General features: G+C 69.5%; 24 protein-coding genes and 1 pseudogene. 9 read left to right on the forward strand and 16 right to left on the reverse strand.

Going from position 1 to position 26,479, the window contains the following annotated elements; translation table 11 throughout:
- Positions 1-70: 70 nt before the first annotated feature.
- From ACK4TH_RS02610 to ACK4TH_RS02630, 5 genes are all read right to left on the reverse strand, one after another.
- Positions 71-1,156: a c-type cytochrome gene (locus tag ACK4TH_RS02610; protein WP_409622273.1), complete on the reverse strand. Its 1,086-nt coding sequence runs from the start codon at positions 1,154-1,156 to the stop codon at positions 71-73.
- The gene (soxC, locus tag ACK4TH_RS02615) at positions 1,156-2,499 is read right to left on the reverse strand and encodes a sulfite dehydrogenase (protein ID WP_409622275.1); all 1,344 of its coding nucleotides are present in this window, start codon (positions 2,497-2,499) and stop codon (positions 1,156-1,158) included. Before soxC ends, ACK4TH_RS02610 begins: the two co-directional genes overlap by 1 nt.
- A complete protein-coding gene (locus ACK4TH_RS02620; protein WP_409622278.1) occupies positions 2,492-2,896 on the reverse strand; it encodes an ArsR/SmtB family transcription factor in 405 nt (134 codons plus the stop codon). Before ACK4TH_RS02620 ends, soxC begins: the two co-directional genes overlap by 8 nt.
- A 123-nt stretch (positions 2,897-3,019) precedes the next feature.
- The gene (locus tag ACK4TH_RS02625) at positions 3,020-3,706 is read right to left on the reverse strand and encodes an ABC transporter ATP-binding protein (RefSeq protein WP_409622281.1); all 687 of its coding nucleotides are present in this window, start codon (positions 3,704-3,706) and stop codon (positions 3,020-3,022) included.
- Positions 3,699-4,967, reverse strand: coding sequence for a lipoprotein-releasing ABC transporter permease subunit (locus ACK4TH_RS02630; protein ID WP_409622284.1), 1,269 nt, complete (start codon positions 4,965-4,967; stop codon positions 3,699-3,701). The genes ACK4TH_RS02625 and ACK4TH_RS02630 overlap by 8 nt, the downstream gene beginning before the upstream one ends.
- 56 nt (positions 4,968-5,023) lie before the next feature.
- Between ACK4TH_RS02630 and ACK4TH_RS02635 the strand changes: the two genes are divergently transcribed.
- The 3 genes from ACK4TH_RS02635 to ACK4TH_RS02645 are packed head-to-tail and all read left to right on the forward strand — an operon-like array spanning position 5,024 to position 8,462.
- Positions 5,024-6,034, forward strand: a complete 1,011-nt coding sequence (locus ACK4TH_RS02635) for a phosphoglycerate mutase (protein WP_409622287.1) — start codon at positions 5,024-5,026, stop codon at positions 6,032-6,034.
- Positions 6,031-7,776: a single-stranded-DNA-specific exonuclease RecJ gene (gene recJ / locus ACK4TH_RS02640; protein WP_409622290.1), complete on the forward strand. Its 1,746-nt coding sequence runs from the start codon at positions 6,031-6,033 to the stop codon at positions 7,774-7,776. Before ACK4TH_RS02635 ends, recJ begins: the two co-directional genes overlap by 4 nt.
- Positions 7,773-8,462, forward strand: a complete 690-nt coding sequence (locus ACK4TH_RS02645; RefSeq protein WP_409622293.1) for a pseudouridine synthase — start codon at positions 7,773-7,775, stop codon at positions 8,460-8,462. The genes recJ and ACK4TH_RS02645 overlap by 4 nt, the downstream gene beginning before the upstream one ends.
- Here ACK4TH_RS02645 and ACK4TH_RS02650 read toward each other — a convergent pair.
- Positions 8,411-8,752, reverse strand: coding sequence for a hypothetical protein (locus ACK4TH_RS02650; protein ID WP_409622296.1), 342 nt, complete (start codon positions 8,750-8,752; stop codon positions 8,411-8,413). The genes ACK4TH_RS02645 and ACK4TH_RS02650 overlap by 52 nt on opposite strands.
- 300 nt (positions 8,753-9,052) lie before the next feature.
- Here ACK4TH_RS02650 and ACK4TH_RS02655 point away from each other — a divergent pair, with 300 nt between their 5' ends.
- The 3 genes and pseudogenes from ACK4TH_RS02655 to ACK4TH_RS02665 form a co-directional block, all read left to right on the forward strand.
- The gene (locus tag ACK4TH_RS02655) at positions 9,053-10,924 is read left to right on the forward strand and encodes a bifunctional metallophosphatase/5'-nucleotidase (protein WP_409622299.1); all 1,872 of its coding nucleotides are present in this window, start codon (positions 9,053-9,055) and stop codon (positions 10,922-10,924) included.
- 77 nt (positions 10,925-11,001) lie between these two features.
- On the forward strand, positions 11,002-12,456 hold the full coding sequence (locus tag ACK4TH_RS02660) for a glycosyltransferase family 39 protein (protein ID WP_409622302.1): 1,455 nt from the start codon (positions 11,002-11,004) through the stop codon (positions 12,454-12,456).
- Positions 12,457-12,647: 191 nt separating this feature from the next.
- A pseudogene (locus tag ACK4TH_RS02665) lies at positions 12,648-13,073 on the forward strand (phosphatase PAP2 family protein); the annotation flags it as partial.
- Positions 13,074-13,138: 65 nt separating this feature from the next.
- Here ACK4TH_RS02665 and ACK4TH_RS02670 read toward each other — a convergent pair.
- Genes ACK4TH_RS02670 through ACK4TH_RS02680 form a run of 3 tightly spaced genes read right to left on the reverse strand, consistent with a single transcriptional unit; the run spans position 13,139 to position 15,475 of the window.
- Complete coding sequence (locus ACK4TH_RS02670; protein WP_409622305.1) at positions 13,139-14,101, reverse strand: patatin-like phospholipase family protein; 963 nt, start codon at positions 14,099-14,101, stop codon at positions 13,139-13,141.
- Between the two features lie 19 nt (positions 14,102-14,120).
- Positions 14,121-14,759 carry a CoA transferase subunit B gene (locus tag ACK4TH_RS02675; RefSeq protein WP_334155057.1) on the reverse strand — a complete coding sequence of 213 codons (639 nt, stop codon included), beginning with the start codon at positions 14,757-14,759 and terminating at the stop codon, positions 14,121-14,123.
- Positions 14,760-14,770: 11 nt separating this feature from the next.
- Positions 14,771-15,475 carry a CoA transferase subunit A gene (locus ACK4TH_RS02680; protein ID WP_409622308.1) on the reverse strand — a complete coding sequence of 235 codons (705 nt, stop codon included), beginning with the start codon at positions 15,473-15,475 and terminating at the stop codon, positions 14,771-14,773.
- Between the two features lie 89 nt (positions 15,476-15,564).
- On the opposite strand from ACK4TH_RS02680, the gene ACK4TH_RS02685 reads away from it, so the two are divergent.
- A complete protein-coding gene (locus ACK4TH_RS02685) occupies positions 15,565-16,134 on the forward strand; it encodes a LuxR C-terminal-related transcriptional regulator (protein ID WP_409622311.1) in 570 nt (189 codons plus the stop codon).
- A 41-nt stretch (positions 16,135-16,175) separates the two neighbouring features.
- Here ACK4TH_RS02685 and pcaC read toward each other — a convergent pair whose 3' ends face one another.
- Positions 16,176-16,562, reverse strand: a complete 387-nt coding sequence (pcaC, locus tag ACK4TH_RS02690) for a 4-carboxymuconolactone decarboxylase (protein WP_409622314.1) — start codon at positions 16,560-16,562, stop codon at positions 16,176-16,178.
- Between the two features lie 159 nt (positions 16,563-16,721).
- Between pcaC and ACK4TH_RS02695 the strand changes: the two genes are divergently transcribed.
- Complete coding sequence (locus ACK4TH_RS02695; RefSeq protein ID WP_409622317.1) at positions 16,722-17,921, forward strand: DNA polymerase thumb domain-containing protein; 1,200 nt, start codon at positions 16,722-16,724, stop codon at positions 17,919-17,921.
- 24 nt (positions 17,922-17,945) lie between these two features.
- Here ACK4TH_RS02695 and queF read toward each other — a convergent pair whose 3' ends face one another.
- The 6 genes from queF to ACK4TH_RS02725 all read right to left on the reverse strand — a co-directional run bounded on the left by queF (position 17,946) and on the right by ACK4TH_RS02725 (position 23,154).
- On the reverse strand, positions 17,946-18,848 hold the full coding sequence (gene queF / locus ACK4TH_RS02700; protein WP_409622320.1) for an NADPH-dependent 7-cyano-7-deazaguanine reductase QueF: 903 nt from the start codon (positions 18,846-18,848) through the stop codon (positions 17,946-17,948).
- 46 nt (positions 18,849-18,894) lie between these two features.
- Positions 18,895-19,818: a 2OG-Fe(II) oxygenase gene (locus ACK4TH_RS02705; RefSeq protein ID WP_409622323.1), complete on the reverse strand. Its 924-nt coding sequence runs from the start codon at positions 19,816-19,818 to the stop codon at positions 18,895-18,897.
- Between the two features lie 32 nt (positions 19,819-19,850).
- A complete protein-coding gene (yaaA, locus tag ACK4TH_RS02710; protein WP_409622326.1) occupies positions 19,851-20,624 on the reverse strand; it encodes a peroxide stress protein YaaA in 774 nt (257 codons plus the stop codon).
- A 40-nt stretch (positions 20,625-20,664) separates the two neighbouring features.
- Complete coding sequence (locus tag ACK4TH_RS02715) at positions 20,665-21,258, reverse strand: DUF3501 family protein (RefSeq protein ID WP_409622543.1); 594 nt, start codon at positions 21,256-21,258, stop codon at positions 20,665-20,667.
- Between the two features lie 37 nt (positions 21,259-21,295).
- Positions 21,296-22,651, reverse strand: coding sequence for a (Fe-S)-binding protein (locus tag ACK4TH_RS02720; RefSeq protein ID WP_409622329.1), 1,356 nt, complete (start codon positions 22,649-22,651; stop codon positions 21,296-21,298).
- 80 nt (positions 22,652-22,731) lie between these two features.
- The gene (locus tag ACK4TH_RS02725; RefSeq protein ID WP_143969202.1) at positions 22,732-23,154 is read right to left on the reverse strand and encodes a rubrerythrin family protein; all 423 of its coding nucleotides are present in this window, start codon (positions 23,152-23,154) and stop codon (positions 22,732-22,734) included.
- Between the two features lie 256 nt (positions 23,155-23,410).
- On the opposite strand from ACK4TH_RS02725, the gene ACK4TH_RS02730 reads away from it, so the two are divergent.
- Complete coding sequence (locus ACK4TH_RS02730; protein WP_409622333.1) at positions 23,411-26,440, forward strand: valine--tRNA ligase; 3,030 nt, start codon at positions 23,411-23,413, stop codon at positions 26,438-26,440.
- The last annotated feature ends 39 nt before the right edge of the window (positions 26,441-26,479 follow it).

Below are 26,479 nucleotides of genomic sequence, written 5' to 3' on the forward strand. Positions count from 1 at the left end.
TTGTGCTCCTCGGCGGTGGTAAGGCCTGCCCAGCAGGCCCCTGGTTAGAGTCGTGGCAATCGGTCTCGGTTCACTTGGCGCCGGCGGCGATCCAGGCGGCGATCGCCTTGGCATCCGCGTCGCTGACCTGGGGTTGCGGCGGCATGGGGATGGCGCCGTAGACGCCCTGCCCGCCTGCCTTGATCTTTCCGACCAGGTAGTTCTCGAGATCGGGCTTGCCCTTGTGCTTGGCGGCCACTTCGTTGAAGCCCGGGCCGACGATCTTGTTGGCCACGCCGTGACAGGCCGTGCAGGCATTCTTGGCCAGCAGGCCCTTGGCGTCGGCGCCACCGGCCGCCGTGGCGGCGGCGACGGGCGCTGCCATCGACACCTTGCGGGTCAGCGGTTCCTTGCGCGGGGGCTGGGTGGTGTCCCAGCCACGCGCCGGCCCGATGATGCGGTTTTGCTCGATCAGGTTGCCGTGCGCGTCGCGCATGTTCTCGGGCAACATGGACTTGATATCGCCCTCGATGGGGCAATTCTTCATGCAGCGCGTGTTTTGCACATCGCCTTTGCCGTTGACCTTCCACAGCGGCTCGTAGAACACCATGCCGTTGCGGTTGGGCATGCGCTTTTGCACGTCGGCGATGTTCTGATCGCTCAACACGAAGTCCGCCGGCACGATGTTGCCCAGGTGCAGGATGTACGCCACCACGCCATACACCTCGTCGGTGGAGAGCGACTTCGGCGCGTTCCAGGGCATGGCGCGGTTGATGTAGTCCCACAGCGTGGAGACGGTGGCGACCTTCATCAGCGTGGTGCGCTGGGGGTAGTGCGCCTCCAGCCGCAGGTTGGCCACGCGGCCGGTTTCGATGTCCTTGGCCGTGGTGCCGCCGACGATCGGGGTGAAGACCTCATTGGACTCACCGAAGTCGCCGTGGCACGAGGCGCACCGGTTCACCCAAACTTCTTCGCCCTTGCTGACCGAGCCCGAGCCCTTGGGCAGGCCGACGAAGTCGGGGCGAACATCGATGTCCCAGGCCTTGATCTCGGCCGGCTTGGCGTCGCGGCCGATGTCGTGCCAGGGCTTGCTGGCGTGCGCGACGCCCACACCCGCACCCAGCAGCGCGACGCCCAGGGCCGCCGCACGGACGGTGGATTGGATCTTGCTCTTCATCAGTACACCTGCACGTTGGAGACTTCGCCGTTCTCGGACACCAGCCAGCTCTGGATCGCGTTGTTGTGGTAGATCGACCGCGTGCCGCGCACCGCGCGCAGTTGGTTGATCTTGGGCTGCACATAGCCGGTCGAATCGATGGCACGGCTTTGCAGGATGGCGGGCTTGCCGTCCCACACCCAATCGATGTTGAAGCGCGTGAATGCCTTGGGCAGGATCGGCCCTTCCAGACGCGCGGGGCGCCAGTTGCGGCCGCCGTCGAAGGAGACGTCGACCGCCTTGATGCTGCCGCGGCCGGACCACGCCAGACCGGTGACGTTGTAGTAGCCGCGATCGAGCAGGGTCTGGCCGCCCGAGGGCGACGTGATCACGCTCTTGCACTCCTGAATGCCGGTGTATTGGCGGTGCGTGCCGTCCGGCATCAGGTCGATGTAGTGCACCGCCTCGTCCTTGGTGGCCCACTTCTGGTCGCCCACCTCGATGCGACGCAGGTACTTGACCCAGCTCACGCCCTGCACGCCCGGGACCACCAGGCGCAGCGGATAGCCGTTTTCCGGCCGCAGCATCTCGCCGTTCATGCCCCAGGCAACGATCACGTCGTCCAACGCACGCTCCAAGTCGATGGTGCGGGTCATGGACGACCCGTCGGCGCCTTCGGCCAGCACGTACTTGGCCTTCTTGCGGTCGATGCCGCACATGTCCAGCAGGGTGGACAGCAGCACGCCGGTGAACTCCGAGCAGCTGATCATGCCGTGGGTGTACTGCACGGTCGGCACGGCCACGTTGCCCCACTCCATGGCGGTGTTGGCGCCGCACTCGATGAAGTGGATGCGCGAAACACTCGGCAGGCGCATCAGGTCGTCCATCGTGAAGACGCGCGGACGCTTGACGAGGCCATGCACCATCAGCCGGTGCTGGGACGGATCGATGTCCCACCAGCCCTGGTGGTGGCGTTCGAAGTGCAGACCGCTGGGCGTGATGATGCCGAACAGCCCCTGCAGCGGGCAGAAGCTGACCGAGGCTTGCGAGACCCGGGTCAGGCCCGGGCTTTCACGGCGCTGCAGGTTGCTCTCCCACTTGCTGGGCATACCGTAGCCACGCGCGGCGACGGGTTGTCCCAGGCCGGTCGTGTGCTCGGGCAGCTTGAGGATGGCGTCCTCGCCGTCGCCGGCGGCCAGGGCTTTGCCACCGACCACCGCAGAAGCGGCGCCGGCCCCCATGGCCAAGGCCTTGCCCATGAAGCTGCGTCGGGCCTTGCGGGCTTTCTCAAGCAGCTCCGAGCTCAGATGGTTCTCGGGCGCGGGCAGGACCCGGCCGATGACTTCGCGGAGGTTCTCAGACACTGGTTTCTTCCTTTGACTCAACGGGGAACACCGACGTCGGCCGACCGATCCCGCACCCCTGCCCCCGCCCCGGGTGCGCCTGGCCGGCCACCACCTGTTGGGTGATGAGTCGGCACAGGTCCAGGTGCGACGACGGGGCCACCCGGTAAAACACCCGGGAGCCCTCGCGCCGGCGCACCAGCAAGCCCGCCTGATGCAGACGCGCCAGATGGCGCGAGACGTTTGCCTGCGCCATTCCGGTGACCTGCATGATGTCGTTGACGCAGCGCTCTGACTGGCACACGGCATGCAGGATGCGCAACCGGGCGGGCTCACCCAACACGCTGAAGTGTCGCGCCACCGACTCGAAGTCCGGCGACGAGGCATGCAACGGCGGGTCAGACAGAGATCGGCTCACGCCAAAACTATATGATTGATTGCGAATATCTTTATTAGTGTAAACCCTGAAGCCAACGGAAAACTGACAGGGGCACGAAAAGCCCGCCCCGCGCGGCGGCGAGGGCGGATACGCCGGCAGGGATCAGCCGCTCAAGCTGCCGTGAGCCAAGCGCAGTATGCGGTCGCAGCGCGAGGCCAGCTCCGGATCGTGGGTCACCAGGACGAACGCCGTCCCCTGCGAACGGGCCAAGTCCAGCATCAGCTCGAAAACGCTGCCGGCGGTCTCACGGTCCAGGTTGCCCGTGGGCTCGTCCGCCAGCACACAGGCCGGCTGCGTGACGAGGGCACGGGCGATCGCCACGCGCTGGCGCTCCCCCCCGGACAACTCGGCGGGGCGGTGCAGCAGCCGCTCGCCCAGACCCACCCGCCGCAGCCAATCGGCGGCCTGATTGGCCGCCACTGGCCGCCGCTCGCGCCGAATCCACAGCGGCATGGCGACGTTGTCCTGCGCAGTGAACTCCGGCAGCAGGTGGTGAAATTGATAGACGAAACCCAGATGCCGGTTGCGGGCGATCCCCTGGCGGGCCGGGGGCAGGCGGTGCAAGTCCTCGCCCATCAGCCGCACCTCGCCCGCGGTCGGCGCCTCCAGCGCACCCAGCAGGTGCAGCAAGGTGCTCTTGCCCGAGCCGGACGCCCCGACGATGGCCACCGTTTCGCCAGCGCGCACGGTCAAATCCACGCCGCGCAGGACGGTCACATCCAGCCGCCCCTCGCGAAAGCGCTTGACCAGTCCGCGCGCTTGCAGCACCACGTCGGCCGAATCATTCATAGCGCAGCGCCTCCGCAGGGTTGAGCCGGCTGGCCCGCCAACTGGGGTAGAGCGTCGCCACGAAGGCCAATACCAGCGAGATGAGCGCGATCGGCACGATGTCCCCGGCCTGCGGATCGCTGGGCATGCGGTTGATCAGGTAAATGTCCTGGGGCAAAAAGTGCACACCCAGCAGCCGCTCGAGCGCCGGCACCAGCGTATCGATGTGCAACGCCACCCCCAGGCCCAGCGCCAGCCCCAGCGCCGTCCCCACCACGCCAACGGCCGCCCCCTGTACGACGAAGATCGCCATGACGCTGCGCGGGCTGGCCCCCAGCGTGCGCAGAATGGCGATGTCGGCGCGCTTGTCGGTCACGGTCATGACCAGCGTGGACACCAGGTTGAACGCCGCCACCGCGACGATGAGCGTGAGGATGATGAACATCATGCGTTTTTCCACCTGCACCGCGGCAAACCAGGTGCGATTGGCGCGCGTCCAGTCGCGCACCAGACCCCCCGGGCCCAGCGCCGGCTCGAGCCGCGCCGCCAGCTCGATGGCGACCTCGCGCGCGGCATGCAGGTCATCCAGCCGCACGCGGATGCCAGTCGGCCCCGCCAGCCGGAACAGCCGCTGCGCGTCTTCCAGGTGCACCAGCGCCAGCGTCGCGTCGTACTCGTAGTGGCCGGAATCGAACAGCCCCACCACGGTCATCTGGCGCATGCGGGGCACGACCCCTGCGGGCGTGAGTTGGCCGCTGGGCACCACCAGCGTCACCGGGTCCCCCGTCGTCACCCCCAGCGAACGCGCCAGCGCCGCCCCGAGCACGATGCCGAAGCGCCCGGGCTGCAAGGCTCCGAAAGCCTGCGCCGCCAAATCCGCCCCCAGGGCGGTGACGGCCGGCTCCTGCGCGGGGTCGATGCCGCGGATGACCGCCCCTTTCATATCCTGCCCGCGTGCGAGCAGGCCCTGCTCGGCGATGAAGGGCGCCACCGCGCGCACGCGCGGATGCTCGCGCACCCGCGCCATCGTGCCCGCTGGGTCGGCCAAGGCGTCACCGGAGACGGCGAGCACCTCGATGTGCGACAGCACGCCCAGCATGCGATCGCGCACCTCTTTCTGAAACCCGTTCATCACCGACAGCACGATGATGAGCGCCGCAACCCCGAGCGCGATCCCCACCATGGAGACCGCGCTGATGAAGGAAATGAAGCCGTTGCGGCGGGTGGCCCGGCCGGCGCGCGTGTAGCGCCAGCCGATCACGAATTCGTAGGGCAAAGACATGGGTGTGTCGAAAGGCTGCCCCGATTGTGCCGCAGGGATTGCGCAACAATCGCGCCATGCCCGAGGCCCACCACCTGATCATTGCCTACGCTGCCCCGCCGCCCACCGACGCCGCGGCGGAGCCGGGCACCCTCCCCTTCCCGCCTCTTCCCCCATTGCCTGCCCTTCAGCGCTGGCTGGCACGCGCCACCCCGCACGACCAGCACGACGGCAGCCCCTGGAGCCTGACGCCGCCCCACGAACACGCCTTGGCACGCGCCTTGGGGTGGACGGTGACCGATGGACAACTGCCGTGGGCCGCCTGGCATGCGGGAGTGGTGGATGTGGGCTGCGCCTGGCTGTGGCCATGTGCCTGGCAGGCCGGCATCGACCAGATCACCATCGTGCCCCCGCACGCGCTCGATCTGCGCGCGGAGGAATCCGCGGCGCTGCGCGACGCCTTTGCGCCCTACGCGGCCGGCGACGGCATCGAGTTGCATGGCGACGACCCGCTGCGCTGGCTGGCGCGTGGGGCGCTGTTCGAGGGCTGGGTGGGCGCCAGTCTGGACCGCGTGGCGCACCGACGCGCCGACGGCTGGTGGCGGGATGCGGGTCACCACCCCGCCGCCCGCACGCTGCTGCGCCTGCTGAACGAGGCCCAGATGCTCTTCCACGACCACCCCGTCAACGCGGCCCGCGCCGCGCGCGGTGCGCTGCCGGTCAACGGCCTGTGGATTGCGGGCGCCGGCCGCTGGGACGGTCACGGCCCTACCGCGGCGCAAGCCGGCGTGCGGCTGGTGGACGACCTGGCGGCGCCGGCCACCCAGGGCGACGGCGCGGCCTGGGCCGCCGCCTGGGCGCGGCTGGACGAGACGCTGCTGACCCCCTGGCTGGCCGCTGCCGACGCGGACGGCCAGCCGCGCTGGCTGACCCTGTGCGGCGAGCGCGGCTGGCGCTCGTGGCGGCTGGACCCCGGGGCCGCCCCACCGCCCCCGCCCCGGCGGCAGTGGCGCGATCTGTGGCACCGGCTGCGGGGGCAACCTCGCCCCGCCACGTCGCCCGCTTTGGACTGGTGGAGCGGCCTGTGAACATCACCCCGCGCGACGTGCCCCCGCGGGCCGCCTGGACGCTGGAACAGGCGGGTGTGCACCCACTGCTGGCGCGGTTGTTTGCCGCGCGCGGCGTCCAGCAAGCGGACGAGCTGGACGACGCTCTGACCCACCTGCCCCCGCCCGAGCGCCTGCGCGGCGCACGCGAGGCGGCCGAACTGCTGGCCGATGCGCTGCAGCGCGGCCACACCGCCTGCATCGTGGCCGACTACGACTGCGACGGTGCCACGGCTTGCGCGACGGCGTGGCGCGGCCTGCGGCTGCTCGGGGCACCGTTGGGCTGGGACCGGGTGCGCTACCTGGTACCCGACCGGGTGCGCGACGGCTACGGCCTGACCCCTGCGCTGGCCGATCGTGTGCACGCCTTGGGTGCCGATGTGCTGATCACCGTGGACAACGGGATCGCCGGCCTGGAAGGGGTGGAGCGGGCCCGGGCACTGGGCCTGCAGGTGCTGATCACCGACCACCATCTGCCGCTGGTTCAAGGGGGCGAAGTCCGCTTGCCGCGGGACTGCATCATCGTCAATCCCAACCAGCCCGGGTGCGACTTCCCCGCCAAGGCGATGGCCGGGGTGGGCGTGATGTTTTACGTGCTGCTGGCGTTGCGCGCCGAGCTGCGGCGCCGCGGCGTCTTCGACGGCGCGAGTCAGCCTCGCCTGGACAGCCTGCTGCCGCTGGTGGCCCTGGGCACGGTGGCCGACGTGGTGCGGCTGGACGCGCACAACCGGCGTTTGGTGGCCCAGGGGCTGCGGCGCATCCGCGCGGGGGCCATGCCGGCGGGCATGGCGGCGTTACTCGCCATGGCCAAACGGCCGGCCGCACGCGCATCGACCTTCGACCTCGGGTTCGCCTTGGGGCCTCGGCTCAATGCCGCAGGGCGCCTCAGCGACATGGGGCTGGGCATCGAGTGCTTGATCACCGACGATCCGGCACGCGCGCAGGAACTGGCCCATCTGCTCGACGACATCAACCGCCAGCGGCGGGCCGTGGAATCGGCCATGCGCGAGCAGGCCCTGCTGGCCGTGGCCGATCGCCACGGCGACAGCATGGACCCCGACACGGCGCCCCCGGCGCTGACCGTATTCGACCCCACGTTTCACGAGGGGGTGGTGGGCATCGTCGCCTCGCGGCTCAAGGATCGGCTGCACCGGCCCGTGTTCGTGTTCGCCCCGGCGCGGCTGGACGATGGCGCGCCGTGCCTGAAGGGCTCGGGGCGCTCGATCGCCGGCTTTCACCTGCGCGATGCGCTGGACGCCATCGCCAAGCGCCACCCGGGGCTGCTGCTGCGCTTCGGCGGCCACGCGATGGCGGCTGGCTGCACGATCGGACCCGACGCCTGGCCGACGTTCGACGCCGCGCTGCAGGCGGTGGCCGCCGCGTGGCTCGACGAGGCCACGCTGCAGCGGCGGCTGCCGACCGACGGGGCGCTGGAGCCGCAGCGGCTGCACCCGGACACCGCCGAGCTGATCGACGCCCAGGTCTGGGGCCAGGGCTTTGCCGCGCCGGTGTTCAGCGACGAGGTCGAGGTGCTGGGCCAGCGGCTGGTCGGCGAGCGGCATCTGGCGCTGCGCCTGCGCGTGCAGGGTCAGCCACTGGAGGGCATCTGGTTCGGCCACACCGAGGCACTGCCGGCGCGCGTGACGCTGGCGTGGCGGCTCGACGCCGACGACTGGCAGGGCCAGCGGCGCTTGCGCCTGATCGTCGAGGGCGCGCAGACGTGACGCCGCCGCGGGCGGTGTGGGATGGCATCCCCGTCCTGCACCTGGACGACGCGCTGATCGTGGTGGACAAGCCCGCCGGCCTGCTTGCCGTGCCGGGCCGCGGCGCCGACAAGGCCGACTGCGTCGCCGCGCGCGTGCAGCGCCACGTGCCAGACGCGCGGATCGTGCACCGGCTGGACATGGACACTTCCGGCCTGATGGTGCTGGCGCGCGGCGCGGCGGCGCAGCGGGCGCTGTCGATCGCCTTTGCCGAGCGCCGCGTGCACAAGACCTACGTGGCCATCGTGGCCGGCGTGCCGCTGCCGCCCGAGGCCCCCGACGGCTGTGGCGACGTGCGCCTGCCGCTGATCGTCGATTGGCCGCGTCGCCCGCGCAGCAAGGTCGATTTCCGCCACGGCAAACCGAGCCACACGCGCTGGCGCCCCTTGGCACTGGAACGCTGGGGGCCGCTGTGGGCCACGCGGCTGGAGCTGCAGCCGCTCACCGGCCGTTCCCACCAGCTGCGCGTGCATCTGGCGGCGCTCGGCCACCCGATCCTGGGTGACCCGCTCTACGCCGAAGGCGCCGCTCGGAAGGCCGCCCCACGCCTGCTGCTGCACGCGGCGGAGCTGGCGCTCACGCATCCGGTCAACGGTCAGCCGTGCCGCTGGGTCTGCCCGGCGACGTTCTCGGCCACCTCCGGGTAAAGCAGCGCCAGCGCATCGCGCAGCACCGCCGCGACCCCGACAGCCAAACGCTGCACATGCTGGAAACCTGTCTTCTGGCGCGCGACGAACCGATCGAGTTCGTCGTCCTGGCCAGTCCGGCCATGGCGGTGCGCGCCCAGCATGGCGTGATGGCTCCGCAACGCACCTTGCGGGAAGCGCAGCCGCTGCAATCGACGCGGCAAGGCCAGCTGGCAGCTTCCCATGCCACGTGACCGGTGTTCGGCCAGCAAGGACGGTGGCAGCGCAACCCTTGCGACGCTGACCGACACGCGGCGCGCGCTGCTCGACCCCGCTCTTCACCCGCAGATTGGCTACGACCTCGACACCTGGGACGGTTACCCTGCCGCGTGCCAACGCCCGCTGGCCATCGCCACGCAACTGCGCCGGCTCCTCCAAGGAGCTGGCCGGCGACACCCAGAAGACCTGGGCCAGCCGCCTGACGCTGTGCGCTGGCGCGGGTGGTCATGGAACCGTCAAGGACGTACGGCACCATGCTAGCGGTCTCCGGCGCCATAGCCATGATCAACGCTTGGTGTGGGTCGAGCTCTTTGCCAAAGCGAAGGAAAGAGATGTTCAAGAAGAAGCTCACGGTAAGCCAGCGAGGGCTTGCTTTCTGCCGCGCGCTGCGCGGTGCAGCCGCCGTTGCTTTGATCACTGCCTTGGCAGGCTGCTTGGGCTCCTCGGATGGAGCCCCGCTTGAATTGACCATCCTGCACGTCAACGATCATCATTCACGGCTGGATGCGGAAACCCTCACCCTACGGCTGAAGAATGCAGCCGGCACGCGCGAGGCCGTCACCGTCGATCTGGGCGGCTTTGCGCGCGTGGCTGGCGCCATCGAAGCGCTGCGCAGCAGCCAACCCCATGTGTTGACGCTGCACGCGGGCGATGCCATCACCGGCGACCTTTATTACACGCTGACCGAAGGCCGCGCCGATGCGACCTTGATGAACACTGTCTGCTTTGATGCGCTGACCTTGGGCAATCACGAATTCGACAACGGCGATGCCGGCGCCGCCAAGTTCATCGACGAACTGGCCAAGGGAAGCTGCCGCCCTGCGGTGCTGTCGGCCAACCTGAAGCCGCGCAGCGGCAGCCCGTTGACCGGGAAAGTGCGCGCCAGCACCATCGTGCAGCGCGGCGGGCAGCCGATCGGCATCGTCGGCCTGACGGTGGCAGCCAAGACACGCGACAGCTCGCGCCCGGACGCTGGCACCACGTTCGAAGACGAGGCCAGCGCCGCCCAGCGTGAGATCGACGCGCTGCGCGCGCAGGGCGTCAACAAAATCGTCCTGCTAACCCACCTTGGCTACCAGGCCGACCAGCAGCTGGCTGCACGCCTGAGCGGAGTCGATGTCATCGTCGGCGGTGACTCGCACACGCTGATTGGTCCAGCCAGCCTGGCGGACGTCGGCTTGACCCCTAGTGGCCCCTACCCCACCGGGGCGCGCAACAAGGACGGCGAGCCGGTCTGCATCGTGCAAGCGTGGCAGTACGCCTACGCAGTCGGTGAGCTGCGCATCCGCTTCGACAGCTCGGGCGTGGTAAACGAGTGCGCCGGCCAGCCGCACATTCTCGTCAGCGACAACGTGCGCCGCACGTCCCCCGCGCTTGGCGAGGTCGACCGCGCCGCGATGGTGTCCGACTTGCGTGCCCAGCCGGGCCTGCGTGTGCAGGCGCCGCTGGCGAAAGCCGAGCAGGTATTGGCACCATTGGCCGCCGAAAAGATGGCCTTCGGTCAGACCAAGGCCGGCACCGCCACCGAGGAACTTTGCCTGCGCCGCGTACCCGGTACCAAGCGGGACGTGACGCGTTCGGCGCTGGGCGATGTCTGCAACAAGAGCGAGCGCGTTAACGCCCACGGTGGCGACGCCCAGCAGCTGGTCGCGCAGGCGTTTCTGGAACAGGGTCAGCGCTTTGGCGGAGCTGACATCGCGTTGCAGAATGCCGGCGGCGTGCGCGTCGACATCGCGCCGGGCGACATCACGGTAGGACGGATCTACACGCTGCTGCCATTCAAGAATACGTTGGTGCGGTTGCGCATGACCGGCTCGCAGGTCAAGGCTGCGTTGGAGGATGGGATCGGCTTCGTGCTGGCCGCTGCCGGCAACACCGGAGCTTACCCCTACGCCGCAGGTTTGCGCTTTGAAGTGGATCTCAACCAACCCGCCGGTCAGCGCGTGAGCAACCTCCAATGGCGCAACCCTGCCGGCAACTGGGTGCCGCTGGACCTCAACGCCACCTACCGCGTGATCACCAACGACTTCATGGCCGGCGGCGGCGACGGCTACGCGACGCTCAAGGCCATCACCGGTGCCAACCGCGAGGACACGTTCCTCGACTACGCCGACTCGTTCTTGCAATATGTCCGGGGCCGAGATAGCGTTGCGCGCCTGCCGCTGGAGCTTTACAGCACGCAACGCTTCTCCGACACGCCTTGAGTTCCGTCGTTGCCACGCCGCGCCCCTGGTGGGCTGCCGCCTTAGGGGGTGCGGTTCTGTTTGTCGCATGGCATGCCATGGCGTGGCCTTGGCTCGGGGCGACGCTGCATGTCGATGAAGCGCAGTATTGGACGTGGTCTCGTGACTTGGAGTGGGGTTATTACTCCAAGCCACCGGCGATCGCAGCCCTGATCGCGGCCTCGACGACGCTGTTTGGTGACGGCGAATGGGGTGTGAAGGCGCTGACGCTGGCGCTGACGGCGCTGACCGCGCTGTCGTTGGGCGGATGGGTGGCGGCGATGAGTCGCGAGGCACGCCGCGGAGCGCTGGCAGCGCTGCTGGCGTTGGCCTCTCCGCTGTTGTTGCTGCTCGGCTTCGCCGCCACCACCGACGTGCCGCTGCTGCTGATGTGGACGTGGGCGGCCTGGGCGCTGTGGCAGGCGCTGCAACGGCCGGCGTCGGCTTGGCGATGGGGTCTGCTGGGCTTGGCAGCAGGTCTGGGCATGCTGTCCAAGTACACGATGCTGGCGTTCGGTCCCGGTGCGCTGCTGGCCGTGGCACTGGTCCGGCCGATGCGCGCGCGCTGGCCGCAGGTGTTACGTGGCGGTCTGTTGGCCGCCGGTATCGCCGCGTTGATCGTGGCCCCTCACATCGCTTGGAACGTGCAGGCGGGCTGGCCAACTTGGCGTCACACCGCCGACATCACGCTGCAGCGCAGCGACGAGGCAGCCACGCTCGGCCTGCTCGCGTTTGCGCTGGGGCAGTTGTTGCTGCTCGGGCCGATGGCGCTGGCGCTGCTGACGTGGCAATCGAGCCGAACGCCCCTCACTGAGCGGACGCCGGACGGGGATGATGGGCGGCGACGGGCTGCTCGCTTTGCGCTGGCCTTGTCCACACCGCTGCTGCTGCTCGGACTGATGCAGGCCGCCCGTGGCGGCGCCAACGTGAATTGGGCAGCCCCGGCGCTGCTCGGCGGGTTGGCGTGGCTGGCGCTGCGCGCGCCGCTGCGTGCGAGGCCGGTGGCGGTGTTGCTCGGCGCGCAGGTGCTGCTGGTCGCGGGTCTGGTGCACGCGCCGGGGGCAGCCGCCGCCGCTGGACAGCCGTGGCCGCGCGCGCTGGACCTTTGGGCGCGCATGCGCGGCTGGGACGCGGTATGGGCGAACCTCGGGCAGCAGCTGCCACCGGATCCCGCAGTGGTCATCGGCAGCTCGCGTGCGGTGCTGGCGCATGGCCAATACCACTGGCGTGACCGGAAGGTGCAGTGGCTGGCTTGGGATCCCGCGCGGCAAGCTCGCCACCATTTCGCGTGGCGGCTCGGCATTGACGACCAAGGGCTGGCGAGACACCTGCGTGCCAACGGCAACCGACCGGTTTGGCTGATCACCGACAGCCCGGACGCGGTACGGCCACTGGTCGCCAATGGAATGGCACAGGACAAACCGGCGGCCGTGGCCCACTGGGTGGACGCCGGCGGGCGCCGCCTCACACTCTGGGCTTGGCGGCTGCGGACCCCCTTGGGGGATGAACCGTGAAACGGCTGCGGCGGAACATAGGGGTATGGGTGTGGCTCGGTCTGGCCCTTGCGCTGGGGCTGGTGCAGCTGAGTGGCCTGGATCTGGCGCTGTCCAAGCTGGGCTACGACCCGGCGCGCCGCGTCTTCATCGGACACGACCTCGCCTGGGCACAGGCGTTGTACCGTGGTGTGCCGCCCACCGGCTGGCTGATGCTGCTTGCGGCCTTGCTGGTGTTGGCGCTGCCGCCTTGGCGCCGACGGCCGCAGTGGCGGCGGGCAGCACTGAGCGTGTGGCTGGTGGCGCTGGTGGCCAACGGCCTTGTGATCGACTTGTTGTTCAAGGAACACTGGGGTCGGCCGCGCCCGCGATCGGTGGAGGCGTTCGGCGGCCCACACCCTTACCACGCCGTGTGGCAACCCGCGCAGACCTGTGCGAGCAACTGCAGCCTGCCGAGTGGTCACGCCGCAGCGGGCTTCACGCTAATGGCGATCGGCGCGCTGGCCAGGCGCCGGCGCTGGCATCGCATGCTGGTGATCGGCATGGCGGCGGGACTCGGGATCGGGGCCGCGCGCGCGCTGCAGGGCGCGCACTTTCCAACCGACATCCTGGCCTCGGGCTTGGTGGTGCTGGGGACATGCTTGCTGCTACGTCGCGGCTGGGTGTGGACGCGGCGGCAGCGCTTGCAGCGACACGCCGCCCATCAGGCGGCCGGGTCGGCGAGCGCAACCGTCCTCGGATCGAGCAGCGCCAGCGCATCGCGCAGCACCGGCAGCGCCTGCTCGGCCGCGCGGCGACCAGCGGCGATGGCCGGCGCGGCGCGGTGAAAGTCCATCGCCGCCACGTCCGCCAAGGCCGGGCGGATGACGACGTCGGCCGGCTCACCGGCCAGGCGGCTTTGCGTGATGCGCCACTGCACGATGGCCATGCTGGTGGTCAGCACGTCCAGCAGCGACGGCAGGGCGGCCTCGCTCGCGGCTTCCGCGGCCTGCGCCGACCCGTCGGCATCCTCCGACGCCCCGCCGCGCAGGCGCTTGAGCACCCCCTCCAGCAGCCCACGGCGCGGCCCGCGCGCGCGGCTGGCCACGCGCTGGCGCCGGCGCATCAGGTCCCAGTTCAGGTCCACCGCGATGACGAACTCCGCCCCCATCGCCCGCGCCAGTGACACCGGTACCGGGTTGACCAGCCCGCCGTCCACCAGCAGCCGCCCGTCCTGCCGCGCCGGGGTGAAAACGCCCGGGATGGCGATCGAGGCGCGCACCGCGTCGATCACCAGCCCCTGGCGCAGCCAGACCTCGCGCCCGGTGGCCAGGTCGGTGGCCACGCAGCCGAACGGCTTGGGCAACGCCTCGATGCCGCCGTCGGCGAAGCGGCTGCGGAAAAACGTCTCCAGCTTGTCACCTTCGATCAGCCCGCCGCCGAAGCGCAGGTCGATCAGGCCGACCACCTGCCGCCAGTCCAGCGAGCGCACCCACGGCTCGAGCCGATCCAGCTCGCCCGCGGCGTAGGCCGCCCCGACCAGCGCGCCGATCGAGGTGCCGCAGACGATGTCGGGCTCCAGCCCCGCCTCCTGCAGCACGCGCAGCACGCCGATGTGCGCCCAGCCGCGCGCGGCGCCGCTGCCCAGCGCCAGGCCGATGCGGGGGCGGGTGGGGATCGCGCTCATCGGGCCGGCCAGGGCGGCGTCACAGCAGCGGCACGCCGGTCTTGCTCTGGATGAACTCGCGCGTCACGCCGGGGGCCAGCTCCACGAGCTTGAGCCCCTCGGGCGTGACGTCCATCACGCCGAGATCGGTGATGATGCGGTCCACCACGCCCTTGCCGGTCAGCGGCAGCGTGCACTCAGGGATGATCTTCAGGTCCTCGGTGCCGTCCTTCTTGCGCGCGACGTGTTCCATCAGCACGATCACGCGCGGCACGCCGGCCACCAGGTCCATCGCGCCGCCCATGCCCTTGACCATCTTGCCGGGGATCATCCAGTTGGCCAAGTCGCCCTTGTGCGTGACCTGCATCGCGCCCAGGATCGACAGGTTGATCTTGCCGCCGCGGATCATGGCGAACGACTGGTCCGAACCGAAGATGGACGAGCCCTTGATGGTGGTGACGGTCTGCTTGCCGGCGTTGATCAGGTCGGGGTCCACCTCGTCCTCATAGGGGAAGGGGCCGATGCCCAGCATGCCGTTTTCGCTTTGCAGCCAGACCTCGATGTGGTCGGGCACGTGGTTGGCCACCAGCGTCGGGATGCCGATGCCCAGGTTGACGTAGAAGCCGTCCTGCAGTTCCTGGGCCGCGCGCGCGGCCATTTGGTCTTGGGTCCAAGGCATGATCGGGCTCCTCAAACTTTGCGGTCGCGGGTGGTGCGCTTCTCGATGCGCTTTTCGGGCGAGGGGTTGTGCACGATGCGGTGCACATAGATGCCGGGCAGGTGCACATCGTCCGGGTCGATGGCCCCGGTGGGCACGATGCGCTCGACCTCGACGATGCACAGCTTGCCCGCGGTCGCGGCGGCCGGGTTGAAGTTGCGCGCCGTGCGGCGAAAGCGCAGGTTGCCCGACAGGTCGGCGACGTCGGCCTTGACCAGCGCCACATCCGGAAACAGGGCATGCTCCAGGATGTAGGTCTCGCCGTTGAACTCGCGGTGTTCCTTGCCCTCGGCCACGATGGTGCCCACGCCCGTCTTGGTGAAGAACGCGGGAATGCCGGCGCCACCGGCACGCAGTTTCTCGGCCAGCGTGCCCTGCGGGGTGAATTCCAGCTCCAGCTCGCCGGCCAGGTACTGGCGCTCGAACTCCTTGTTCTCGCCGACGTAGCTGGAGATCATTTTTTTGATCTGGCGCGTCTCCAGCAGCTTGCCCAGCCCGAAGCCGTCCACGCCGGCGTTGTTGGAAATGACCGTGAGGTTCTTCACGCCGCTGTCGCGCAGCGCGTCGATCAGCGCTTCGGGGATGCCGCACAGGCCAAAGCCGCCGACCGCGATGAGCTGCCCATCGGCGACCACGCCCTCGAGGGCCGCGGCCGCGCTGGGGTAGACCTTGTTCATGCTCGCACGCTCCTGTCCAAAGGTGGGGGAAAGCCGTACGATACTACGTAACCGCATACGTAGTATTGCCTACTGTCCAACCCTAGGTCGTGATCGCTGCGCCTGCTCTGGACGACTATCGGCTGGCCTTCGAACTGGCGCCGGTGGGCTTGGTGTTGTCGCGCCACCGCACCATGGTCGATTGCAACCAGGCGGTGTGCGAGATGTTTGGCGCCAGCCGTGACCAGCTCATCGGCCAGAGCTTTCGCATCCTCTACCCCAGCGCGGACGAATTCGAGCGCATCGGCGAGCGCATCGCACCCATCCTCAATGCCCACGGGCACTACAGCGACGAGCGCATCATGCGCCGGGTGGGCGGCCGCTTCGCCGGCCAGACATTCTGGTGCCATGTGACCGGGCGCGCACTCGACCGCGCCGATCCGCACGCCGCGGGCATCTGGAGCTTCGAGGACCTCTCCTCGCGGCGCCCCGTCAAGGCCGAGCTGACCGCGCGCGAGCGCGAGGTGGCCGGCCTGGTGATGAAAGGCCTGACCGCCAAGCAGACGGCCAAGGCGCTGGGCATCAGTCCGCGCACGGTGGAGGTGTACCGCGCACGGTTGATGCGCAAATACGGCGCCAGCAGCTCGGTGGACTTGGTGCAGCGGCTGTTGACGGGGTGATGGCGCCGCGTGGTGCCCGGCCGGTGCCGCACGACGCCGGATCAGCCCTTGGGCCCGTCCACCACCTCGGCCGCGGCGCGGAAGGCCTCCACCGCGGCCGGCAGACCGCAGTAGATGCTGGCGTGCAGCAGCACCTCCTGGATCTCCTGCGGGGTGGCGCCGTTGTTGAGCGCCCCGCGCACATGGCCCTTGAGCTCGTGCTGCTTGCCCAAGGCGGTCAGCATCGCCACCGTGATCAGGCTGCGGGTCTTGAGGTCCAAACCCGGGCGCTGCCAGACGTCGCCCCAGGCGTTGCGCGTGATGTAGTGCTGCAGCGGCTCGGTGAACGGCGTGAGGTGGGCAAAGGCGCGGTCGACGAAATCGTCGCCCATGACGCGGCGGCGCATGGCCAGGCCGGCTTCGAAATCTTTGTTCGGGGGGGTGTCCATGGCGGCTCTCCTGTGAAATGGGGATCGGCGGGCGGCAGCATAGCGCGACCGTCCCTTGTCCCCGGCCCCTGTGGGCGATGCTGTGGACAAGCTGCGGGAGAATTCGGGAAAGCCCGTACCCCCAAGCCCTGGAACAGACTGCCCATTTTTTCAGCAACCATGGATCGCCCGCCGCGCCGCATCGCGCACCTGGACATGGATGCTTTCTATGCGTCCGTCGAGGGGCTGCGCTACCCGCAACTGCGCGACGTGCCGCTGGTCATCGGCGGGCGGCAGTCCCGCTGGCGCGAGCCCGTGCCCGACGACCTGCCGCGCGATCGCATCCCGCTGTCGGCCTTCGCCCGGCTGCGCGACTACCGCGGGCGCGGCGTCATCACCACCGCCAACTACGCCGCCCGGCAACACGGCGTCGGCTCGGCCATGGGCTTGATGAAAGCCGCGCGGCTGTGCCCGGACGGCATTCTGCTGCCGGTGGACTTCGACGCCTACCGCGCTGCCTCGCGCGCTTTCAAGGCGGTGATCCTGCGCCATGCGCCGGTGATGGAGGACCGCGGCATCGACGAGGTCTACATCGACTTCACCCACGCCCCTGACGGACAGCTCGAAGGCGGGCGTGTGCTCGCCGAGCGGCTGCAGCGCGCCATCCGCGCCGCCACGGGGCTGAGCTGCTCGATCGGCGTGGCACCCAACAAGCTGCTGGCCAAAATCGCCAGCGACCTGGACAAACCCGGTGGCATCACCCTGCTGGACGCGGCGGACGTGCCTTCCCGCTTGTGGCCCCTACCCTGCCGCAAGATCCACGGCATCGGCCCGCGCACCGACGAGCGCCTGCAGGCCATGGGTCTGCGCACCATCGGCGAGCTGGCCGCCTGCCCGCGCGAGACGCTGATCGAGCGCTTTGGCGCCAGCCACGGCGCCTGGCTGCACGACGCCGCCTGGGGTCGGGACGAACGCCCGCTGGTCACGGCCAGCGAGCCGGTCAGCCTGAGCCGGGAAACCACCTTCGAGCGCGACCTGCACGCGGTGCACGACCGCGTGGAGCTGGGGCGTCTGTTCACCCGCCTGTGCGAGCAGGTGGCCGCCGACCTGCAGCGCAAGGGCTACGTCGGACGCACGATCGGCATCAAGCTGCGCTACGAGGACTTTCGCATCGTCACCCGCGACCAGACCGTGCCCATGCACACGGCCGATGCCGCGGTGATCCGCCGCACCGCCGGGCTGTGCCTGAAGCGGGTGGACCTGACGCGGCCCATCCGCCTGCTGGGGGTTCGGGTGGGCAATCTGGCCCGGCCGGACCGCGCAAGCCCGGCGGCCGCAGCCCGCCCGCGCATCCCGGACTTGTTCGACGCCCTGGACTGATACTCACGCCCCGTCGCCGCACCGTTACTGCCGCGCCGTGCGCGCGTTGACCGGCGGCTGCTGGGGATGGCTGGTGCGCCAGGGGTTGATGTCCAGCCCGCCGCGGCGCGTGTAGCGCGCATACACGCTCAGGCGCACCGGCCGGCAGCGTGTCCAGATGTCCATGAAGATGCGCTCCACGCACTGCTCGTGGAACTCCTGGTGCTGGCGAAAACTGACCAGATAGCGCAACAGGCCCTCCTGGTCGATCGGGGGACCACTGTAGGCGATCTGCACGCTGCCCCAGTCCGGCTGCCCCGTCACCAGGCAATTGCTTTTGAGCAGGTCGCTGGTCAGCACCTCCTCCACCGGCGGCTGCTCGGGGTCGGCGCGCAGCAGCTCGGGCGCGGGCTGGTAGTGGGTGCACTCCACGTCCAGACGGTCCAGGCTCAGACCGGGCAGCGGCCGCACGGCCTCCGCCGCCCACTCGTTTGGCAACCGCAGGCGCACGCCGACGCTGCCGGCGCGCTCGCTGCCGCGCCACAGGGCCTCGGCCAGATCGGCGCGCAGCCGCTCGCGCACCTGCTCGGCGTCGGCGAAGCGCGTCTGGTTGAAGCTGTTCAGGTAGAGCTTGAACGACTTGCTTTCGATCAGGTGGGGCGTCTCGGCCGGGATGGTGACGTGCGCCAGCGCCACCTGCGGCTTGCCGCGGTCGTTGAGCCAGCTCAGCTCGAACGCTGTCCAAAGATCGGCCCCGGTGAACGGCAGGGTGCCGGTGATGCCGATCTCGGCGCGCTTCGGGGCGCGCGGCAGCGGGCACAACAGCGTGGGGTCGTAGGTGTCGGTGTAGGCGCTCGCGCGGCCCAGGGGGGCATCGGCCAAGCCGGGTACGGCAGCGGCCTGAGCAGGATCGACGGTGGAGACGGAAGCGGTGGAATCGGCAGCCATGGACAGGTGAAAAAGCCAGCGCGGCACGCCAGCGATCAAACGGCGATCAAACGGTGAACTCGCCTTCGCGCAGCCACTTGGTGGCCACCCACTTCTCGCCTTCCAGCACGGGGGCGCCGCCGTGCAGCGTCTGGGTGGCGGGCTCCGGCCGGTCGTAGGCAAAGAACACCGCATGCCCGCGCTGCGGCATGACTTCCAGCCCCACGTCGGGGAAGGTGGTCCCGCCGCCGCGCAGCGGCTCGTTGAGATACATAACGACAGTGGCCACGCGCTGCCCACCGCGCTCGCAGATGCGGGCGGTGCCGGCAGCGTTGGGGTCGAAGTAATCGTAGTGCGGCTTGTACTCGGCCCCCGGACCGTAGCGCAGCACTTGCAGGCCCTCGCCGTTTTCCACCGGCCAGTGCACCAGCCGGCTCAGGCGCGCCTCGATGCGCTGGATCAGCGGCGTCTCGCCCCGGCGGAAGAACATGCCGTCGCTGGTGCGATCGGCGTTGAGCTCCTCACCGCCGGTGCGGGTCTGGACCGTGCGGGAGCGCTTGAGCCGCGGCTGCGCGGCCTGGATCAGGGCATCGCACTCCTCGGCCGACAGCAGGTTGCCCAGCACCGCCAGGCGCGGTCGGCGCAGGCTGACGTGCACCGTCACCACCCGGTCCCCCAGATCGATGGCGCGCGGCGACCCGGACAGGTCCAGATACGGCCGCGCCACGCCCCGACCGGTCACGGCCCGCTCAGCCGCCTGGGCGCCGGCCGCGGCATGGGCCACGGTGCGGGCCGCCGCCGCGCGCGCCGTGGCGTCCTGCGCGGCCACGGCCCCCAGGTGCGTCTCCAGCACCGTCTCCATCGCGTCCAGCGCGACGGACGCTTGCCAGCCCGCTTGCAGCATGGCCTGCAGCACCGACTCCGGCGTGCAGCCGGCCTGCGCCTGCTGCACGATCCAGGCGCGCAACTCCGGGGTGATGGTCTGGCTCATCGCGCCGCAGTGTAGCGCGGGGCGCGCCGCTTTCAACCGCGCTCGTCGCGCCGGAACACCAGCCGCTCTGGCGTGGAGACCTCCGGCGCGTAGCGGTAACCCTCGCTGTCGAAGCCTTGCAGTATCTCGACGTCGGCGGCGCGGTGCAGCGCGGCCCAGCGCGTCATCAGGCCACGCGCACGCTTGGCCAGGAAGCTGATCACCTTGTAGCCGCTGCCGCGCCGCTCCTCGAACACGCAGGTGACGACGCGCGCGCGCAGCGCCTTCGGGTCGACCGCCTTGAAGTACTCCTCGCTGGCGAGGTTGACGAGCAGGCCATCGTCTTCTGCCGCCCGCTGCGAGAGGTAGTCGGCGATGCGCGGGCCCCAGAACTGGTACAGGTTGCGCCCGCGCGGCGTGCTCAACCGCGTGCCCATCTCCAGCCGGTACGGCTGCATCCAGTCCAGCGGGCGCAGCACGCCGTACAGGCCGCTCAGGATGCAGACGTGGCGCTGCAGCCAGTCGAGGTCGTCCGACCCCAGGCTGCGCGCGTCCAACCCCTCGTAGACGTCGCCGTTGAACGCCAGGATCGCCTGCTTGCTGTTGTGCGGGCCGAACTGGGGCTGCCACGCCTGGTAGCGCGCCACGTTGAGCTGCGCCAGCGCGTCGCTCAGGTCCATCAGCTCGGCCACCTCCTGCGGCGACTTCTGCCGCAGGATGGCGATCAGCTCGGCGGCCTGCTCGACGAACAGCGGCTGGGTGGCCACCGTCGTGGTGGGCGGTGTCTCGTAATCGAGCGCCTTGGCGGGGGACAGGATGAACAGCATCGGTGCGGGGCCTCCGGGCCGCGATGATAGCGGCGCCGGATCAGTCCGCCAGATCGCCCGCCAGGCTGGCCAGCGTCTCCGGCGCGATCGTCACGTGCGCCGGGTACTGGGTGTGGTCACAGCCGAGCTTGACCGCGGCACCGGCCTGGATCGCCGCGCGCATCGCCGGGGTGAACTCGAAGCGCAGGAAGTGTACCGCCGAGGTCTTCTCGGGCGTCTCGCGGTCCAGGTCCTCGTCGGCGATGGCGTAGACGCGGCCGTGCCCCTCGACCTCGACGAACATGCGGTCCTCGATGCCGATCAGACGCGCCAGCTCGCGCCGGCGCTCGTGGATGTCGGGGTACTCGATCATCATCGTCGCCTTCCAGTTGGAGCCGTCCGGCACCAGCGGGGCATAGGCGTCGATCTCGTCCTGGATACCCTCTTCCTCGAAGATTTTCTCGATGCGCAGCATCTCCTGGATCTGGTAGCGCATCGACAGCTCGCTTTCGAACTGCACGGTGACGTGCTCGCCCAGGTGCACGGTGCGCAGCTTGCGGTGCGCGATCACCTCGCCCTTGTGCGCCTTGCGCCACTTGGCGTAGGCCTCCAGCGGCATCAGCGTCTCGCGCGTGATCTTGCCGGTCAGTTGCATCGTGGTGATCATGGTGACTCGCGAAGCAGAGAGGGGGTCAGGGGTTCTTCAGGCCGTAGGCGGTGGCCAGCATGGTCAACGGGTGCATCAGCTTCGGGGCGCCGAGCTGGTTGACCTCGAAGCCCTGCGCGATGTGGTGGCCGCCGAGCGGGCAGTCCGAGCCGATCACGTCCGGCGTGCCGCCGCCCTTGTGCTGCGCCATGTTCTTGAACACCGGCTTGCCGATCTTCATCGCCACCGGGTGGGTGGCCTTCTTGACGCCGTAGGTGCCGGCGTGGCCACTGCAGCGCTCCAACGTCTGCACCTCGGTGTCGGGAATGAGCTTGAGGATCTCCTCGGTCTTGCGCCCCATGTTCTGCACGCGGCTGTGGCACGGCACCTGGTAGCTAACCTTGCCCAGCCCGCGCTGGAAGTCGGTGCGCAGCAGCCCGTCGCGCCGGCGGGCGCTGAAGTACTCGAACGGATCCCACATCGCCTCCTTGACGAGCTGCACGTCCGGGTCGTCCGGAAACATCAGCGGGATCTCCTGCTTGAACATCAGCGTGCAGCTGGGCACCGCCGACAGGATGGCGAAGCCGTCGCGCGCGTAGCGCGCCAGCACCGGGATGTTGGCTTCCTTGGCCGCCGCCACCGACTCGAGGTCACCCAGCTCCAGCTTGGGCATGCCACAGCAGCGCTCCTTCTCCACCAGCGTGTACGGAATGCCGTTGTGCTCCAGGATCGCCAGCAGGTCCAGCCCGATGCCGGGTTCGTTGCAGTTCACGTAACAGGTGGCGAAGATCGCCACCTTGCCCGGCGTGCGCTCGCCGTCGACCACCTGCGCGGCGCGAGACTCGGGCGCGGCGCGGCGCAGCGTCCTCGTGGCCAGCTCCGGCATCCAGGCGTCGCGGTGCACGCCCAGCACGTTTTCCATCAGCGCGCGCGCCGGCTGGGTGCGGTTGACGGCGTTGACCGTCTGCACCACCACCGGGATGCCGGCCAGGCTGCCGTGCACGTCGGTGGAGGCGAGCAACTTTTCCGCCGCCTTGACCTCGCCCTTGCGGAACTTGATCGCCTTGGCGCGCAGCATCGTGTGCGGAAAGTCCAGGTTCCACTCGTGCGGCGGCGTGTACGGGCATTTGGTCATGTAGCAGAGGTCGCACATGTAGCACTGGTCGACCACCTTCCAGTAGTCGGCCTTGGCCACGCCGTCGAGCTCGCCGGTCTTGCCCTCGTCGATCAGGTCGAACAGGGTCGGAAACGCCTGGCACAGGCTGACGCAGCGGCGGCAGCCGTGACAGATCTCGAAGATGCGCTCCAGCTCCGCGAAGCACTTGGCCTCGTCGTAGAAGTCGGGGTTGCGCCAGTCCAGCGGGTGGCGCGTGGGGGCTTCCAGGTTGCCTTCGCGGGCCATCGTCGGTCTCCTCACCTCTGTTCGGGCGGCGGGGGGCGGCCCCGCGCGGGGCCGCCGGTGGACAACCGAATCGGGTCGGGTCAGTCGACCAACTCGGCCAGCGCCTTGGCGTAGCGGTTGGCGTGCGAGCGCTCGGCCTTGGCCAGCGTCTCAAACCAGTCGGCGATCTCGTCGAAGCCTTCCTCGCGCGCCGTCTTGGCCATGCCCGGGTACATGTCGGTGTACTCGTGCGTCTCGCCGGCGATCGCGGACTCCAGGTTCTGGCGCGTGGAGCCGATCGGCATGCCGGTGGCCGGGTCGCCGGCCTGCTCCAGGAACTCCAGGTGGCCGTGCGCGTGGCCGGTCTCGCCCTCGGCAGTGGAGCGGAACAGCGCCGCCACGTCGTTTTGGCCCTCGACGTCGGCCTTGTTGGCGAAGTACAGGTAGCGACGGTTGGCCATCGATTCGCCCGCGAAGGCATCCTTCAGGCACTGCTCGGTCTTCGAACCCTTGAGTTGCGGCATGGTCATCTCCTGGTCAGGTGGTTCACGAAAACGCCACCGTGTCCGCCAACCTGCAGGCTCGGTCGGCACGGCAGACCCGTCAACCTTAGAGCCGTTTGCCCGTGCCGTCCAGTCAGCGTGTTCAATGCATCGCATTGAATCCGTCAATGTTTCGGGTAAACCCCTGGTCGGAGGGACCCACGCCTACAATTCCACGCTTATTGCCGGGGCCCGGCCGCGTCCCGCGGGGTCCCCTTTCCGCACCCGAGAATCATCCATGTCTGAACCCGTCCAGCAACCGGGCCTGCAGAGCCTGTCCAAATCGTTCGAGCCCGCCGCCGTCGAGCGGCGCTGGGGCCCCGAGTGGGAAGCGCGCGGCTACGGCCGCGCCGGCTGGCGCGGCACCGGCCAGCCCCGGGCGGATGCGCCATCGTTTGCCATCCAGTTGCCGCCCCCCAACGTCACGGGCACGCTCCACATGGGGCACGCCTTCAACCAGACCATCATGGACTCGCTGACGCGCTACCACCGCATGCGCGGCTTCAACACGGTCTGGATTCCGGGCACCGACCACGCCGGCATCGCCACGCAGATCGTGGTGGAGCGGCAACTGCAGGCCCAGGGCATCAGCCGGCACGCCATGGGCCCCACCCCCGAGGAAGCGCGCAAGAACTTCGTCGCCAAGGTGTGGGAGTGGAAGGAGAAAAGCGGCAACACCATCACCCAGCAAATGCGCCGCATGGGCGACAGCGTGGACTGGAGCCGCGAATACTTCACGATGGACGAGCGGCTCTCCAGGGTCGTCACCGAAACTTTCGTGCGGCTGTACGAGCAGGGCCTGATCTACCGCGGCAAGCGGCTGGTCAACTGGGATCCGGTGCTGATGAGCGCGGTGTCGGACCTGGAGGTGGAGAGCGAGGAAGAGGACGGCTTCCTGTGGCTGATCGCCTATCCGCTGGCCAGCGGCGAGGGGCAGCTGGTGGTGGCCACCACCCGGCCGGAGACGATGCTGGGCGACGTGGCGGTGATGGTGCACCCCGAGGACGAGCGCTACCGCCACCTGGTCGGCCAGCGCGTGCGGCTGCCGCTGTGCGAGCGCGAGATCCCCGTCATCGCCGACGCCTACGTCGATCCGGCCTTCGGCACCGGGGTGGTCAAGGTCACGCCGGCGCACGACCCCAACGACTACGCGGTCGGCCAGCGCCACCAGCTGCCGCTGATCAACATCTTCCACCTCGATGCCACCGTCAACGACAACGCGCCGGCCGCCTACCGCGGGCTGGACCGCTTCGAGGCGCGCCGCCGCGTCGTCGAGGACCTGCGCGCCGCCGGGCTGTTGGTCGAGGTGAAGAAGCACCGCCTGATGGTGCCGCGCTGCGCGCGCACCGGCCAGATCGTCGAGCCGATGCTGACCGACCAGTGGTTCGTCGCCATGACCCGGGTCAGCCCGCAAGACCCCACCGGCAAGAGCATCGCGCAGAAGGCCATCGACGCCGTGGCCAGCGGCCAGGTGCGCTTCGTGCCGGAGAACTGGGTCAACACCTACAACCAGTGGATGGCCAACATCCAGGACTGGTGCATCAGCCGCCAGCTCTGGTGGGGCCACCAGATCCCGGCCTGGTACGACGCCGAGGGCAACGTCTACGTCGCGCGCAGCGAGGCCGAGGCGCGTGCGCAGTTCGAGGCCTACGTCGCCCGTCTGGGGCCGGAACAGCGCGCGCCGCTGTTGGCCGCGGGCCTGACCCGCGACCCGGACGTGCTGGACACCTGGTACTCCAGTGCGCTGGTGCCGTTCTCGACGCTGGGCTGGCCCGAGGCCGCTGGCGGTGCCGGATCGGGCCCGGGCGATTTCCCGGCCGCAGGACGGATGAGCCCGGACGGATCCGGCCCCGCCAGCGAAAAAAACACCGCCGCCCTCAGCGACTACGACCTGTACCTGCCCAGCACCGTGCTGGTGACGGGCTACGACATCATCTTCTTTTGGGTGGCGCGCATGATCATGATGACCACCCATTTCACCGGCCGGGTGCCGTTCCGCCACGTCTACATCCACGGCCTGGTGCGCGACGCGCAGGGCCGCAAGATGAGCAAGTCCGAAGGCAACGTGCTCGACCCGGTGGACCTGATCGACGGCATCGACCTGCCGGCGCTGCTGGACAAGCGCACCACCGGCCTGCGCAAGCCCGAGACCGCCCCCGCGGTGCGCAAGGCCACCGAAAAGGAATTCCCCAATGGCATCCCGGCCTATGGGGCGGATGCGCTGCGCTTCACCTTCGCGGCGCTGGCCAGCCTCGGGCGCAGCATCAACTTCGACAGCAAGCGCTGCGAGGGCTACCGCAACTTCTGCAACAAGCTCTGGAACGCCACGCGCTTCGTGCTCATGAACTGCGAGGGCCACGACTGCGGGCTGGCGGAACACACCAAGGAGCAGTGCGCGCCCGGCGGACCATTCCAGGGCTACCTGAGCTTCTCGGCCGCGGACCGTTGGATCGTTTCGGCGCTGCAGCGCGTCGAAGCCGAGGTGGCGCAGGGCTTTGCCGAGTATCGCCTGGACAACGTCGCCAACGCCATCTACGCCTTCGTGTGGGACGAGTTCTGCGACTGGTATCTGGAGATCGCCAAGGTTCAACTGCAAACGGGCGACGCCGCCCAACAGCGCGGCACCCGCCGCACCCTCATCCGCACGCTGGAGACGATCCTGCGCCTGGCGCACCCGATCGTCCCCTTCATCACCGAGGAACTGTGGCAGAAGGTGGCCCCGGTAGCCGGGCGGGCCGGCCCCTCGGTCAGCGTCGCCGCCTACCCCGAGGCGCAGCCGGAGCGCATCGACCCCGCAGCCGAGGCCGAGGTCGCCCAGCTCAAGGCCATGGTCGAGGCGTGCCGCCGCCTGCGCGGCGAGATGGGCGTCTCCCCCGCGCAACGGTTGCCGTTGTATGCCGTGGGGGCGGGTGATTTTCTGGGTCGCTGGGGAGCGGTGCTGCAGGCGCTGGCCAAACTGAGCGAGGTCAAGGTTTTTGCCGACGAAGCCGACTGGGCCGCCGCCGCGCAGGCCGCCCCAGTGGCCGTGGTGGGCGAAGCCCGGCTGTGCCTGTTCATGGAAATCGACATCGCCGCCGAAAAGGCCCGCCTGGGCAAGGAGGTGGCCCGCCTGCAGGGCGAGATCGCCAAGGCACAGGGCAAGCTGGCCAACGAGGCCTTCGTCGCCAAGGCCCCGCCGGCCGTCATCGAGCAGGAACGCCAGCGGCTGGCAGATTTTTCCGCCACGCTGGCTAAGGTGCAGGCGCAGTTACAGCGGCTGGGCGGCTGACCCTGCGGATGGCGCGGGCGGGCACCCCTGCCCCGCGCC

Origin of the sequence: Tepidimonas sp. (assembly GCF_046292505.1) — a bacterium.
Lineage (GTDB): Bacteria > Pseudomonadota > Gammaproteobacteria > Burkholderiales > Burkholderiaceae_C > Tepidimonas.